This window comes from Pseudomonas sp. PB120, from assembly GCF_009761815.1.
GTDB lineage: Bacteria > Pseudomonadota > Gammaproteobacteria > Pseudomonadales > Pseudomonadaceae > Aquipseudomonas.
This window is the reverse complement of record NZ_RWIN01000041.1, coordinates 1-14,333: the sequence shown is the minus strand read 5'-3', so window position 1 is coordinate 14,333 and position 14,333 is coordinate 1. Positions and strand designations below refer to the sequence as shown.

The window sequence follows — 14,333 nt, the reverse complement described above, 5'->3', positions numbered from 1 at the left end:
CAGGCATTGCGCAGTGGGCAACCCGGCATGGATGCCGGGTTAGCCGCCCCCGGCCATGGATGGCCGATGGCGGCGGGCCCACGGAGCAATGCCGGAGTGAGGGCATGCCGAGCCCTAGCGAGGCACCAAGTGGTGGGGCAAGAGCCTTTTGCTTACTTTTCGCTGGGCCGGCACTCCGGCTCTTGGAAAAGTGAGTCGCCGTAAGGGCGAAACCAATAGCCGCCGTGACCGCAGAAACGGATATACCCCCAATCCCAATCCAACCCACAGTCGCTATCACGCGCAAGCTTTACCTTGTTCATGCCAACCATCTTCAAACTCAAGGTTGAGCTTATGAAGATCATGGTCCAGATCGTTGATCGAATGAATCGCCGCCATTAGGTCCGCTTCACCCGTCTTGGCTTCCAGGTAAAGCCCACGCAGATAGCGATCATTTACAGTTGGAATCTTGTCAGTTTTCTCCCAGATCGCTACGGCCTGGGAAGAAAGCCCGACAATGTTTGCCAGCCTTTCCTGAGACAAGCCCAACTCCTTGCGCAGAAAACGAAACTCCGCGCCACTCAGCGCTGCCGGCTTTTCCGCAATCGTCTTGCCGATGAAGTCATGCAGACCCTCGACATCGGTGATAGCCACAGACTCGCCATAAGCGGTCTCTTTCACCACGTAACCGTTGCTAAGCCATACGTTCGGCAGGCCGCTTTCAACGTAGTGGTACATACCCTATTTCTCCCTTTGCATCGTGGTCACTATGACGAGATATCTCCCGTCTTCGTCGACATCTATTGCTCCGACGATTTGCAGGGGTGATCCAGCCCTGAACCATGAAATAGTAAATCTCCAATCGCCCCCCGGTGCTTGATAAGGGCCATCAGTGACCTGTCCTCTGCGCAAGCAATCCATGACATCTGGCATGGAAACCTCACGCTCAATCATGCGGGACCGTGCGTGTTTTGAATAAAAGACACGCTCGGATCGGTGTGAAAGCGCCCTAATGATTTCCAAGGCTTTCTTTCTGGACAGCGGAAACGGCAGTAGGTCGCTCATGATTTTCTATAGTATTTATAGGTTGCGACACACTAAAGCTCAAGCACCGATTATCAAAGCAGGGAAATAAAACGAGATATGTGCTGTCGATCCAGGAGGGACGGCAGCGCAACGTGATGGTGCAGACTCACTGGAATTGACGGTCGAATTTCAACCTCACTCACCCAACCGCCGAGCCGGAAAAAACAACTCAAAACACGTCACCCCCTCCCGGCTACTCACGCTATACCCCCCGTTATGCAATTGCATGATCGTCGCCACGATCGACAACCCCAAACCATTGGACTGCGCAGACCGCTCACGGGATTGATCGACACGGTAGAAACGCTCGAACAACCTCGGCAAGTGCTCGGCCGCAATCGTCTGGCCATGATTGCGCACTTGCAGGCGAATCCCATCGTCCGCAGGCGTGGCACGGATTAACAGTTCAGAGTTCGGCGCGCCGTACTTGATAGCGTTGGCGCACAGGTTGGCCAGGGCGCGGCGCAACAGCATCGGTTCTGCCCAGATCAGGCCGCTGCCTTGGGCATCGATGCTGATGCCAACCTCGGCCGCCAGCCCTTCGAAATAGTCGGCGATGCGTTCCATTTCTTCGGCCGCCCCCAGTTCCTGGCGTTGGCGCAACGCACTGGACGGATCGGTGCGGGCCAGAAACAGCATGTTGTCGAGCATCCGGGCCAGGCGTTCCAGCTCCTCGACATTGGAAGCGAGCAACTGCTGATACGCTTCAATGCTGCGGTTTTGATGCAGGGCGACCTGGGTCTCGCCCAGCAGGTTGTTGATCGGCGTGCGCAGTTCATGGGCCATGTCCGTCGACACCTGGCTCAGTTGCGCGAAGCCCTTGCCCAGGCGATCCAGCATCGCGTTGAACGCCTCGATCATCGGCAGCAATTCTTGCGGCGCGCCCTGGCTGTCGAGGCGTTCGGTGAGGTTGCCGATCCCGATGCCATGGGCGTGTCGGGCCAGGTGCCGCAAGGGCAAGAGCCCGCGATGGACCAGCAGGCAGCCAGCCAGTGCCAACAGAATCGCCGCCGCGCTGGCGAAGAGGTAGACATTCAGGCGGTAGTTGGCGAGCACAGCGGTGCGCTCGGTCATCATGCGCCCGGCGACGACCTGCAGGTTGCCCATGTCGCCAGAGTCAATGGTCGCCGCCAGCACCGAGAAGGGCACGCCATTCACGGCCGGCAAATGCTGCACGTCCGCCAGGCTCAGTGGGTGATCAATCGGTACCGGGGTCAGGGACGGCACTGCCAGATTGCCCGGGTTGACCACCAACAATGGCGTTTGCCCGGGGGCTCCGATGGTCAGCAAGGCTTCGCGGTTGCCCAGCATGTTCTGGAACAGCGCCGGTTTGGTTTTGATCATGTCCAGCGTGTTGCTGTCGTTGAGGAAGGTGCGCAATTGATCGATGCGGGTTACCAGCGCGGTGTCGTCGCGACGGATCAGTTCGCGTTCCAGGTCGCGGTACAACGCAACGCCCAGCAAGGTCAGGGAGACAAACGCGAGGAGCGCGAACACCAGCGCCAGGCGCAGTGTCAGGGAGTGGCGAAGTCGGATCATGGTTGTGTATCGAAGCGGTAGCCGATACCGCGCACGCTGTGGATCAGCTTGAGCTGGAACGGGTCGTCGATCTTCAGTCGCAGGCGCCGCACCGCCACGTCCACGACATTGGTGTCACTGTCGAAATTCATATCCCAGACGCGCGAGGCAATCATCGAGCGCGACAGGACTTCGCCCTGGTGCGTGGCGAACAGGTGCAGCAGGGCGAACTCCTTGTTGGTCAGGGTGATCCGCACGCCGGCGCGGGTGATGCGGCGTTTCAGCACGTCGATTTGCAGGTCATCCACCTGCAGGTGTTCTTCTTCGCGAGTGGGACCGCGACGGGTCAGGGTGCGCAGGCGCGCGACCAGTTCGGCAAAGGAAAAGGGCTTGATCAGATAGTCGTCGGCGCCCAGCTCCAGGCCCTTGATGCGGTCGGCGATGTCGTCGCGGGCGGTGAGAAACAACACCGGCGTGTCGGCTTCCTTGCGCAAGCGGCGCAGGACTTCCCAACCATCCATTTTCGGCATCATGACGTCCAGCACGATGACATCGAAGCCGTGCTCCAGCGCCAGGTGCAAGCCATCGACGCCGTCCCGCGCCAGGCTGACGGTGTACCCGAGTTCCTGCAGGCCGTTCAGCAGGTAATTGCCTGCCTTGGGTTCGTCTTCGACTACGAGGATGTTCATGGGAATTTGCCTTGGCCAGTTGGCGCCAGTGTAGCGGGATCAATGATCGTTGGTGCAGCCAGTACCGTCGACCTGGTAATCCAGCACGTGTTCACGACCCTGGTGATCGAGGTAGTCGAGGCGGGCGGGGATCAAGCCACATTGCTGGGCGATGTCGGTGCTGGACAGGACCTTGGCGACGTCCAGGTGCACAAAAAAACCGGTCTTGTCGTGGATCACCGGCGCAGTGGACGGCGTATCGGCAAACGCCGAACCGGTGGCGAGGAGGGCAGCGAAACCGAGGATTAGAGTTTTCATGACAATGCGCTCTGTTCAGTGGGTGGGTAGCTGCCGGTGAATCGCCTGGCAGTGAGTTCAGGCTAACCAGGCAATCTGGACAGGCGACCAACAGTTCAATGACAAAGTTGTAATGAAACCCGACCCGGTGTCGGGGAGGACAAACCCATCAGCTTCCGTCGCTGGCCTTTTCCGCCTGCTGCGCAAACCACGCCATCACCGACACGCACCCCGGGTGCGAGGCCGCCGACGATTGTGGGCACAGCGAATAAACGCCGCGGGTTTTCAGCGGCTGGCCAAACGGGACGACGAGCACGCCACGGTCGAGGGATTCCCGGGCCAGGGTCATGTCGGTCACGGCCACACCCAGGCCGCGCGCGGCGGCATCCAGCGCCAGTTCATCGAGGTTGAACGGGATGTGTCGGTAATCGTCCAGAGGCCTGCCGCCATTGGCGGCGAGCCACACGATCCAGGCTTGCTGGTCTGCCGAGCGATGAAGCAGCGGAAAACTCACCAGGTCTTGCACCGATGCCAGCGGCCGGGCAGCGCTGGCGAGGCCGGGGGCGCACACCGGCACCAGCGCTTCTTCGAACAAGGTCAGGCTATTGGGATCACCGGATGGTTCTGGCAGATAGAGGATGTAGGCGTCGCTGTCGCTGGCCGGTTCGACGATCTCCGTCGCCACGGTTTCGATTGCCAGGGAGATGTCCGGGTGACAACGGTAGAAGTCGCTGAGCTTGGGCAGCAACCAGCGAACCGCCAGGGACACGTGCATGCGGATGCGAAAGGGCCGCTTCTGCCCGGAGAGCCGATCCTCAAGGGTTTTCAATTGCTCAAGGAAAGCGCGCGCACTGGCGAGCACCTGCTCGCCTTCCGGGGTCAGTCGAATGCTGCGGCTGCTGCGCACAAACATCGGCACGCCGAAGTGCCCCTCCAACTGCTGGATTTGCCGACTCACTGCACTTTGGGTCAGGCAGAGCTTTTGCGCCGCTTGCGTGAAGCTGCCGCACTCTGCGACGACGACCAGCGCCTGCAAGGCCTGGAGCGAGGGGACGTGGCGAATTTTATCCATGCGTTTTCAGAATGACTCAATGATTTTATAACGTTGGTTGTGCGACCAAAGACCTAATAGATTCTAGCTCTAACGACCGTCATCTGAAACCGGTCATGCGATTTATGCATGGCCATGGGCGTTGGATAGAGGCGGCAGGCAGAACGCAGGTCAATTGAGGTGATGCATGGAAAACGTATGTGGCTGGATCGCTCAAGCCGGGAACTCTGCGGAACGTGATCGACTGAGCGGCAGGCAAAAAGCCGATTGGCTGGTCATCGGTGCCGGCATCACCGGCCTTTGTGCGGCGCATACGCTGGCTGAAATGCACCCTCAGGCGCGAATTGTGGTGGTCGACCGGCAGCGTGCCGCGCAAGGCGCTTCGGCGCGTAACTCAGGGTTTGTGGTGGGGCATGAACACCCGGCCACTGATGAGCTGTTGGGGCATCCGGGGTTTGCCGGCTATGAAGTCGACACCGAGATTTCCCGGGTTGCCAGCGCGGAAGTGCGCCAGCGCATCGTGCGTCATGGCATTGAGTGCGACTTTCGGGATTCCGGTTATTACTTCGCCGTCAGTGATCCCGCCAAGCTGACCCACGTTGAAGAAAAGCTGAAGACGTTGAACGCCGTTGGCGCCTCCGCACAGTTTCTGCAGGGCGAACAGTTGGCCAGGAAGTTGGGGACCCGGCACTACCAGGCCGCGATCTGGTGCGGCAACGGCAACGCATTGCTGCAACCGGCGAAATACGTGAAGGGCTTGCTGGAAGCGCTGCCGGAGAACGTCACCCTCTACGAAAATACCGACATCACTGGCCTAGAACGCGTGGGCCAGGGACAGGTCCGCGCCAATAGCGTCGACGGCAGCATTGAGGCGAAGCAAGTGCTGGTGTGCCTGAACGCTTTTATTCCGCGTTCGGGCATCGATGACAGCGGCACGTTCCCGATGGAACTGAGCGCCAGCCTGACACGGCCGCTCAGCGATAAAGAATTCCAGGCCACTGGCGCCGTAGAGCCTTGGGGTGTGCTGTCGACCCGGCCGCTCGGTGCCACGGTGCGGCTGACTCCGGACCGGCGAGTGATGATCCGCAACACGGCCGAGTACCGCTCCCGCGATTTGACCAACCGTGAACTGGTGCTGCGTCGGCAACATCATGTGCTCGGGTTGCAACGGCGTTTTCCGTTTCTCGGCGAGCAGGACATTCAATACACCTGGACCGGGCATTTGAGTGCCTCGCGCTCCGGCCAGCCGTTTTTCGCCAAGGTCGAAGAGGGCGTTTACGCGGTGGCTGGCTGCAACGGCTCGGGTGTCGCGCGCGGCAGCCTTTGGGGCCGGTTGCTGGCGCAAATGTCATCGGGCGGCAGCTCGCCCATCCTCGAATCAGTGATGAGCAGAGCCCAGCCCGGATGGCTGCCGCCCAAACCCTTGCTCGATATCGGTGCCATGCTTCGCATGCGTGTGGAGGCGGTCAGGGCCAGAACAGAAATCTAGAACACCCGGCGGACCCAAAAGAATAAAAGCTCATCAAGCAAAGGTGATTTGAACATGCGCATCAACAATATTTCCCTGATGGTTGTGCTGGCGACCTTGTCGGCCACGACCTACGCCGACGAAGTGGTGAACATTTCCAACTGGAACGGCTACATCGCCGACGACACCCTGGTCAATTTCACCAAGGAGACGGGGATCAAGGCGACATACGACATTCACGACAGCAACGAAGTCCTGGAGTCAAAACTGATGACGGGCAATACCGGTTACGACGTGGTCAGCCCGTCGAACCATTTCCTGTCGCGACTGATCAAGGCCGGGGCGATTCAGAAGCTGGATAAAAGCCAGCTGCCGAACTGGAAAAACCTTGACCCGGCGCTGATGAAAAAACTCGAGGTCAATGACCCGGGCAACCAGTACGGCTATCCGTACATGTGGGGCACGGCGGGCATCGGTTACAACGTCGAAAAAATCAAGGCGATCTTCGGCAACACCGACGTGACCCATTCCTGGAGCCTGTTTTTTGATGAGAACAACATCAAGAAGCTGAGCGAGTGCGGCGTAGCGATCATCGACAACCCGACGCAGATCCTGCCGATCACCCTCAACTACCTGGGCTTGCCGCCCCACAGCCACGAACCGGCGGACTACAAGAAAGCCGAGCAGGCGCTGCTCAAGATCCGGCCTTACATTCAGTATTTCCATGCGTCCAAGTACATCAGCGATCTGGCCAATGGCAATGTCTGCGCGGTGATCGGCTTCAACGGCGACGTGGTGCAGGCCGCCGCCAGTGCCAAGGAAGCGAAGAACGGGATCGACATCGCCTATTCGATTCCTGACGAGGGCTCGACCCTGTGGCTCGACATGGTGGTCATGCCCAAAAGCGCGCCTCACGAGAAGAATGCCTACACCTACATGAATTACCTGCTGGACCCACACGTCATTGCCAACATCAGCAATAGCATCCATTACGCCAACCCCAACAGCGCGGCCGATGCGTTCGTCACGCCAGCCGTGAAAGAGGACCTGGCGATTTATCCGCCGAAAACCGTGATGGACAAGCTGTTCACGGTCGAGGATCTGCCGGCGGCCATCGCACGGTTGAGCACTCGGTTGTGGACCAAGCTGAAAACCAATACGTAAGGCCCTCCGGGAAACTGAAAAACGGTGTTCGCTTGAGTCAAGCGAACACCGTTTTTACGTTTTTACGGGGAAGAGAAATTCAGGCAAACATCCGCAACAACAGGGTCGCAAGAATCACCGTCGAAGCGCCGCCGATGCGGGTGGAGATCTGCGCGAACGGCATCAGCGACATGCGGTTCGAGGCCGATAGAATCGCCACATCCCCGGTGCCGCCCAGGCCGCTGTGACAGCAGGTCACGATGGCCGATTCTATGGGGTACATGTTCATCAGGTTGCCGATGAAAAAACCGGCCAGTGTCATCGATGCCACGACGGACACGCAGACCAGTACGTAACCGATCGAGAACACGTTCACCACGCTGTCGAGCGGCACATACAGCATGCCCAGGCCAATCATCACCGGCCAGATAAACGCGGCGGACACCAGTTTGTAAAAGGTATTGGCGCCTTTCTCCAGTTTCTCTGGCAGGACTCGACTGTACTTAAACAGTACGGCAGCCAGGATCATCATCACCGGACCAGGAATGCCAACGACCTTTTCAAGCAAACCGCCCAGAACAAAGAACGCGCAGATCACCAGGACGCCGGCCCCCATCACCCTGAAATCCACGGCAGGATTGCTGTCTTCCTTGACCTGGAATTTATCGTTCTCGGCCTTGACCCGAATCAGCGAGCCTTCGCCGTTGAGGTGCGGGCGTTTCAGTGCCAGGCGCGCCAGATAACCTGCACAAATGATCGCCGCGATGTTGCCCACGACAGCGGCCGGTGCCAGCTGCGCCACGTAGAGATCAGGCGTACCGCCGAGGATCGCCGAGTAAGCCAGGGACAACGGCAAGATGCCTTCACCAATGCCGCCGCCGATGATCGGGACGATGATAAAAAAGAAGGTGTGGTAGACGCTGTAACCCACCAGTTTGCCGACCAACAGGCCGCTGCCCACGGCGGCCAAAGTCCCGACCAGCAAGGGCACGAACATCCGTATCATCCCTTGAACCAGTATGAAGCGACTCATGCCCAGAATGCTGCCGACAACCAGGCTGGCGATCACGAAATACAGAAAATTCGCTTCCTTCATCAGCATTTTTGTCGCGTCGATCGTGGCCGGTCCGAAGAAACCGTAGAACACCAGGATCGAGGGCAGCATCAGGCACAAAATGGCGCCGCCGCCGATCTCCTTGAGGATCGGAAGCCGCGAACCCAATTGGCCGAAGAACACGCCCATGGTCATGATGACGGCGAGCCCCCCGATCATGTTTTTGGGCAAGAACCCCAGGTGCGCAGAGAGAAAGACAATCAAGGCGATGCCCAGGAAAACCGGCAACGGAATCACCCCGATTTCGTAGGCACACAGGTTGCGCAGGCGTTGGCGAAACCCGCCATCACGCACGTTTTCCATGTTCAGGGGCTGTTCATAAGACTTGTTCATGTCGCGATTTCCTCATGTTGTTTTTATCGAGGATTCAGGAACTCACGGTTAGCCGGTTACGGATCACCAGTCGGTAAAAACGATGGTATCCTTCGCAAATTACGAGATAAACCGCGGAAGTATGAGGCGTATGAACACGAATCGTGATCAGTTTCCCTTGCCCGAAGACCTCAAGGTTTTCCTGACTGTCATCCGCAAAAATGGCTTTGCCAGCGCCGCGGAAGAGCTCGGGTTTTCCCCGGCCTATATCAGTAAGCGCATCTCCGTTCTCGAAACCACGCTCTCGACCCGCTTGCTGCACCGCACAACGCGGCGCATTGCGTTGACCGATGACGGTGAGCGCGTTCGCGTGTGGGCCGTGAAGCTATTGGGCGACTTTGACGAATTCGTCGGAGAGATCGCCCAGGCACGGCACCAGCCCAGCGGCGCGCTGCACATCTGCAGCAGCTTCGGGTTTGGACGCAACCATGTGGCGCCGGCGATCTGCAAGTTGTCGCAAACCTACCCGAAACTGGAAATGCGCCTGGACGTGTTTGATCGCGTGGTCGATATCGTCAGTGAGGGTTTCGACCTGGAAATTCGGGTGGGTGATGACCTGCCCGGTCAGCACCTGGGTAGAAAGCTGGTGAGCAATCGACGGGTCCTGTGCGCCACCCCCGACTACCTTGAGCGCCGTGGCGTCCCACAGTCCCTGGATGATTTGAAAGACCACGATTGCCTGGTGCTCAAAGAGCGTAATAACGCCTTCGGGGTCTGGAACCTGACGAAAGACGGCCAGCAGGAATCGGTGCGCGTCAGCGGCCCCTTGTCGTCCAACAATGGCGAGATTGTTCTGGAATGGGCATTGAGCGGCGGCGGGGTGTTGTTGCGCTCAATGTGGGATGTGAAACCGATGTTGGCGCAGGGGCGACTGGTCCAGGTGCTTCACGAGTACACCCAGAGCGCAAACGTCTGGGCGGTCTACCCGACGCGGCTCAGCCAGTCGGCAAAATTGCGGGTGTGCGTCGAGTTTCTGGAAGACTATTTTCGCGGTCTGTCCGTTGAGTGATGCCTGGGCGTTTGATCGGCATTACGATCTTGCGCCGAGGCATTGGCTCGTCAGTTCAGCCAGGGGTTTTGCGCCAGATGTTCGGTTTCAAAATGCCGGATCTGCTCGGCGCGCTGGAGGGTGGTGCCAATGGCATCGAGGCCCAGCAGGAGCGATTGCTTGCGCAGGTGATCGATCTCGAAAGGGATCACTGAACCGTCGGCCAGCGCGATGGTTTGCTCGGTCAGGTTCACGCTGATGTGCGCGGTCTGCGCCACGCTGATCACGCCGGCGATGTGCTTCAGTTGTGCTTCGTCGACTTCAATCGCCAGCACGCCATTGCGCTGACAGTTGTCATAGAAAATGCCGGCGAAGCGGGTGCCGATAAGTGCCCGGATACCCACTTGCTTCAAGCCCCAGACGGCGTGCTCGCGGCTCGAACCACAGCCGAAGTTGGGGCCGACCACCAAGAACGCGGCGTCGCTCCAGACGGGTCGGTTGAGGATGAATTCAGGGTTGGGCGCCCCGGACTCAAGAAACCGCAGATCGAAGAACAGGCCCCGGTCCAGTCCCTTGCGGTCAATACCCTTGAGGAACTGCTTGGGCATGATCACATCGGTGTCGATGTTGGACGCGAGGAAGGGCGCAGCGCTGCCACTTACGGTGTTGAAAGGTTGCATGATTCACGCCTCCAGGGCGAAAGATCGAACGTCAGTCAGATGACCCGTGATCGCCGCGGCAGCGACCATGGCCGGACTCATCAGATGGGTACGCGCACCGGCGCCCTGGCGGCCTTCAAAGTTACGGTTGGTGCTCGAGGCGCATCGATCGCCGGGCGCGAGTACATCGTCATTCATGGCCAGGCACATCGAGCAGCCCGATTGCCGCCATTCGAAACCGGCATCGAGGAAAATCTGCGCGAGTCCTTCCGATTCGGCCTGGTCACGGACCAGCGTCGAGCCGGGGACAATCATGGCGCGTACATGGGCCGCGACGCGCTTGCCGCGCACGACGCGCGCCACGTCTCGCAGGTCTTCGATTCGCGCATTGGTGCAAGAACCGATAAACGCGTGGCTGATGCTCAACTCGCTCAACAGCATGCCGGGCTCCAGCCCCATGTAGTTCAAGGCCCGCTGCATGCCCTGGCGCAGAATCAGGTCGGGTTGCGCTGCCGGGTCCGGCACCTGGCTGCCAACCGGTGCCGCCTGGTCCGGGCTGGTGCCCCAGGTGACCATGGGCTGCAGATCGCCGACATCGAGGGTGACCTCACGATCAAACACGGCACCTTCATCGCTGCGCAGCGTCCTCCATTGGGCGACGGCCTGTTCCCATAATTCGCCTTGCGGGGCGCGTGGTCTGGATTGCAGGTAGGCAAAGACTTTGTCATCCGGCGCCATGAACGCGCCTCGGGCGCCGGCTTCCACGGCCATGTTGCAGATGGTCATCCGGGCCTCGACGCTGAGGTCATCAATCGCCGGCCCGGCAAACTCGATCGCGTAACCGGTGGCACCCGAGGCACCGATGTTTTCGATCAGGGCCATGATGATGTCCTTGGAGGTAATCCCCGTTCCAAGCCGCCCGCTCACTGTCACTCGCATCGTCTTGAGGCGTTTGTAGACCAGGGTCTGCGAGGCCAGCACGTGTTCGATTTCCGAGGTGCCGATCCCAAAGCCGAACGCGCCCAGGGCCCCGTAAGTCGTGGTGTGGCTGTCGCCCGCGGCGACCACCATGCCCGGCAGGATAAACCCTTGTTCCGGGGCTACGACGTGCTCGATCCCCTGGCGTTTGTCGAGGACATCGAACAGCTCGATACCAAAGTCACGGCAGTTTTCTTCGAAGTAGGAGACCTGCCGCGCACCCCCGGCATCCGGCATCGTCGCCGTCCGCGTTGGCGTGGTCGGGTTCACATGGTCGACCACGGCGAGCGTTGCGCCGGGGCGCCAGACCTGGCGACCGGCTTCGCGCATGCCGCTGAAGGCTTGTGGGCTGGTGTACTCGTTGGCGACCTGACGATCGATGTACAGCAGCACATGGCCCTGATCGTCGAGATTACAAACGGTATGACTGTCGATGTGTTTTTGGTAGAGCGTTCTAGAGCTGTTCATGGAGTGGGCTCATTTTTCTGGTGCGAGATCACGGCGAAGACGTACTGACAGCATATTGATCGCAGAACCTGCATCAAGCTGCGTTGGGTGAATGCGTTACGCACGTTTTGTGAACAATGAGTGGGTATAAAGGGGGGTTTTGGTCCGTTATGCGTTAAGTGCATAGTTATCTAATTAAATATTCTTTTAAGAAATATAAAGTTTCGTTGATTATCTCCTGGCACTTTTATGTCGATTCAGGATGCCGATTCGTCGGGGTCTGGAAATAAAACAGAAGGTTTACAGGAGTAGATAAATGGGCAATGTCCAGAGCCCCGCCAGTCTCCCGCAGGTATTCCAGAACCTGGGGCCCGGCGGCGAATTGCTCAACCTTGGCCGGGTATTTCGAGAGCCGTTGGCGTTGTCGCGTCTGCACAGCAACCCCAAGCGGGTGCTGAGCCGACGCGAAACGGGATTGCTGGTGGTGCTCGCCCTGGTGCTCCACGGCGCGGTGATTTTTTGGGTTCGGCAGCAACCTGCACCGGAATTGCCCGTGGTGCCGCCCGAGGTCCCGCCGATGACCATCGAGTTCTCGCAGCCTGCGCCGCCGGTGGTGGAGCCGCCACCGCCCGAGCCGATTCCGCAGCCGGTGGTCGAACCGCCACCGCCGGTGGAAGACGAATTGGCCGTGAAGCCGCCACCGCCCAAACCGATTCCCAAACCCAAGCCCGTGGTCAAGCCGGTGCCCAAACCGGTGGCCAAACCCGTAGAGCAGCCACCGGCACCACCCGCGCCGCCACAACCGGTCGCCGCGCCAGCACCGCCTGCGCCATCCGCCCCGAAACCGGTGACGCCGGCCTCGGCCAACGCCGGTTACTTGCATAACCCGGCACCGGAATACCCGTCGCTGGCGATGCGTCGTGGCTGGGAAGGCACGGTGTTGTTGCGGGTGCATGTATTGGCCAGCGGCAAGCCCGGTGAAATCCAGATCCAGAAGAGCAGTGGCCGTGACCAGTTGGACGATGCGGCACTGGCTGCCGTCAAGCGCTGGAGTTTCGTGCCGGCCAAGCAAGGCGACATCGCCCAGGACGGCTGGGTCAGCGTGCCCATCGATTTTAAGATCAAGTAACAGACACCACCGCAACAGCGGGCCACCCCACAAAAGGAGCGCCGCCACACACGCATTCAACATCAGGGAACACAGACCATGAACCTCATTGCATCCCCCTTCGAATCCATTGAACACGCCGTCATCTGGCTGTTGATCCTGTTCTCCGTGGCGACCTGGGGCCTGGCCCTGCTCAAGGGCCTGCAGTTCACCCGGCTCAAGGCACAGGACCGCAAATTCCATAAACAATTCTGGGCCGCGTCGAGCCTCGATTCCGCTGCTGAGTTCGCCAACAACCTGCCCGGCGCGGCCGCGCGTGTGGCGTTGGCCGGTTATGCGGCGATTCAGGTCAGCGACCACCAGAACACTGATCTCAGCCATTCGATCAATCATCAGGATCGCCTTGAGCGTGCCTTGCGCCAGCAGATCGTGCGTGAACGACGCTCGCTCGAAACCGGGCTGGCCGTCCTGGCAAGTATCGGCAGCACCTCGCCCTTTATCGGCCTGTTCGGCACCGTCTGGGGGATCATGTCGGCCTTGAAAGGCATCAGCGCGGCAGGCTCAGCGAGCCTGGAAACCGTGGCCGGGCCGATTGGTGCGGCACTGGTTGCCACCGGCGTGGGGATTGCGGTCGCGGTGCCGGCGGTGCTGGTTTACAACTACCTGTTGCGTCGCTTGAAGCTGAGTTCCGCTGACCTCGATGATTTCGCTCATGACTTCTATAGCCTGGCGCAGAAGCATTCGTTCCGTGTCCAGTTGCATGCGGTCCCGGCAAAATCCGGCGCCACGGTTGGCGGGCAAAAAGTGAAGGAGGCGTCCTGATATGGCTTTCTCCACACAAGACAGCGATGAAGTGCTGAGCGAGATCAACGTCACGCCGCTGGTGGATGTGATGCTGGTGCTGCTGGTGGTGTTTATCGTCACGGCGCCGCTGCTGACTAATGCGATTCCGATCAACTTGCCCAAAACGGAATCGGTGGCGCCGGTTGAGCAGAAAGATCCGTTGGTGGTGAGCATTGATGACAAGGGCAAGGTGTTTATCAACAAGGATGAGGTGCAGCCTGATTTGCTGGAGTTCAATTTGCAGGCGGCCAAGGCGAAGAACCCGGATGTGCGGGTGCAATTGCAGGCGGATAACGGGGTGAATTATGGGGAGGTGGCGAGGGCGATGGCGTCGATTGAGCGGGCGGGGATTACCAAGTTGTCGGTGATAACGGCTAAGTGATGTTTTTTGGGGCGGGGTGTATATCCGTTTTTTTGGTCACGGCGGCTTATGGTTTCGCCCTTACGGCGACTCACTTTTCCAAGAGCCGGAGTGCCGGCCCAGCGAAAAGTAAGCAAAAGGCTCTTGCCCCACCACTCGGTGCCTCGCTAGGGCTCGGCATGCCCTCACTCCGGCATTGCTCCGTGGGCCCGCCGCCATCGGCCATCCATGGCCGGGGGCGGCTAACCCGGCA

The 14,333-nt window shown here is 59.5% G+C and carries 15 protein-coding genes; 6 read left to right on the top strand and 9 right to left on the bottom strand.

Going from position 1 to position 14,333, the window contains the following annotated elements; genetic code table 11:
* Positions 1 to 276: 276 nt before the first annotated feature.
* The 6 genes from EJA72_RS08640 to EJA72_RS08615 form a co-directional block, all read right to left on the bottom strand.
* Positions 277 to 717 (bottom strand): DNA-binding transcriptional regulator, encoded by a 441-nt coding sequence (locus EJA72_RS08640; RefSeq protein ID WP_157711074.1) that lies wholly within the window; start codon positions 715 to 717, stop codon positions 277 to 279.
* A 3-nt stretch (positions 718 to 720) separates the two neighbouring features.
* Positions 721 to 1,044 carry a DUF4258 domain-containing protein gene (locus EJA72_RS29630; protein WP_157711073.1) on the bottom strand — a complete coding sequence of 108 codons (324 nt, stop codon included), beginning with the start codon at positions 1,042 to 1,044 and terminating at the stop codon, positions 721 to 723.
* Between the two features lie 156 nt (positions 1,045 to 1,200).
* Complete coding sequence (locus EJA72_RS08630; protein ID WP_157711072.1) at positions 1,201 to 2,604, bottom strand: heavy metal sensor histidine kinase; 1,404 nt, start codon at positions 2,602 to 2,604, stop codon at positions 1,201 to 1,203.
* Complete coding sequence (locus EJA72_RS08625) at positions 2,601 to 3,272, bottom strand: heavy metal response regulator transcription factor (RefSeq protein ID WP_157711071.1); 672 nt, start codon at positions 3,270 to 3,272, stop codon at positions 2,601 to 2,603. The genes EJA72_RS08630 and EJA72_RS08625 overlap by 4 nt, the downstream gene beginning before the upstream one ends.
* A 39-nt stretch (positions 3,273 to 3,311) precedes the next feature.
* Positions 3,312 to 3,569: a DUF2790 domain-containing protein gene (locus EJA72_RS08620; RefSeq protein WP_157711070.1), complete on the bottom strand. Its 258-nt coding sequence runs from the start codon at positions 3,567 to 3,569 to the stop codon at positions 3,312 to 3,314.
* A 148-nt stretch (positions 3,570 to 3,717) separates the two neighbouring features.
* A complete protein-coding gene (locus tag EJA72_RS08615) occupies positions 3,718 to 4,620 on the bottom strand; it encodes a LysR family transcriptional regulator (protein WP_157711069.1) in 903 nt (300 codons plus the stop codon).
* 166 nt (positions 4,621 to 4,786) lie between these two features.
* Here EJA72_RS08615 and EJA72_RS08610 point away from each other — a divergent pair, with 166 nt between their 5' ends.
* A complete protein-coding gene (locus EJA72_RS08610; protein WP_157711068.1) occupies positions 4,787 to 6,088 on the top strand; it encodes an FAD-binding oxidoreductase in 1,302 nt (433 codons plus the stop codon).
* Positions 6,089 to 6,142: 54 nt separating this feature from the next.
* A complete protein-coding gene (locus EJA72_RS08605) occupies positions 6,143 to 7,231 on the top strand; it encodes a polyamine ABC transporter substrate-binding protein (protein ID WP_157711067.1) in 1,089 nt (362 codons plus the stop codon).
* Between the two features lie 79 nt (positions 7,232 to 7,310).
* Here the strand turns inward: EJA72_RS08605 and EJA72_RS08600 are convergent, their stop codons facing one another.
* Positions 7,311 to 8,657: a 2-hydroxycarboxylate transporter family protein gene (locus EJA72_RS08600; protein WP_157711066.1), complete on the bottom strand. Its 1,347-nt coding sequence runs from the start codon at positions 8,655 to 8,657 to the stop codon at positions 7,311 to 7,313.
* A 130-nt stretch (positions 8,658 to 8,787) separates the two neighbouring features.
* Between EJA72_RS08600 and EJA72_RS08595 the strand changes: the two genes are divergently transcribed.
* The gene (locus tag EJA72_RS08595) at positions 8,788 to 9,705 is read left to right on the top strand and encodes a LysR substrate-binding domain-containing protein (protein ID WP_157711065.1); all 918 of its coding nucleotides are present in this window, start codon (positions 8,788 to 8,790) and stop codon (positions 9,703 to 9,705) included.
* Between the two features lie 50 nt (positions 9,706 to 9,755).
* On the opposite strand, the gene leuD is transcribed toward EJA72_RS08595, so the two are convergent.
* Complete coding sequence (gene leuD / locus EJA72_RS08590; protein ID WP_157711064.1) at positions 9,756 to 10,364, bottom strand: 3-isopropylmalate dehydratase small subunit; 609 nt, start codon at positions 10,362 to 10,364, stop codon at positions 9,756 to 9,758.
* A 3-nt stretch (positions 10,365 to 10,367) separates the two neighbouring features.
* Entirely contained in the window at positions 10,368 to 11,789 is a 1,422-nt protein-coding gene (leuC, locus tag EJA72_RS08585) for a 3-isopropylmalate dehydratase large subunit (protein WP_157711063.1), read from the bottom strand.
* A 295-nt stretch (positions 11,790 to 12,084) separates the two neighbouring features.
* Between leuC and EJA72_RS08580 the strand changes: the two genes are divergently transcribed.
* From EJA72_RS08580 to EJA72_RS08570, 3 genes are all read left to right on the top strand, one after another.
* Positions 12,085 to 12,897: an energy transducer TonB gene (locus tag EJA72_RS08580; protein WP_157711062.1), complete on the top strand. Its 813-nt coding sequence runs from the start codon at positions 12,085 to 12,087 to the stop codon at positions 12,895 to 12,897.
* A gap of 78 nt (positions 12,898 to 12,975) precedes the next feature.
* The gene (locus tag EJA72_RS08575; RefSeq protein WP_157711061.1) at positions 12,976 to 13,698 is read left to right on the top strand and encodes a MotA/TolQ/ExbB proton channel family protein; all 723 of its coding nucleotides are present in this window, start codon (positions 12,976 to 12,978) and stop codon (positions 13,696 to 13,698) included.
* A 1-nt stretch (position 13,699) separates the two neighbouring features.
* A complete protein-coding gene (locus EJA72_RS08570) occupies positions 13,700 to 14,101 on the top strand; it encodes a biopolymer transporter ExbD (RefSeq protein ID WP_157711060.1) in 402 nt (133 codons plus the stop codon).
* The last annotated feature ends 232 nt before the right edge of the window (positions 14,102 to 14,333 follow it).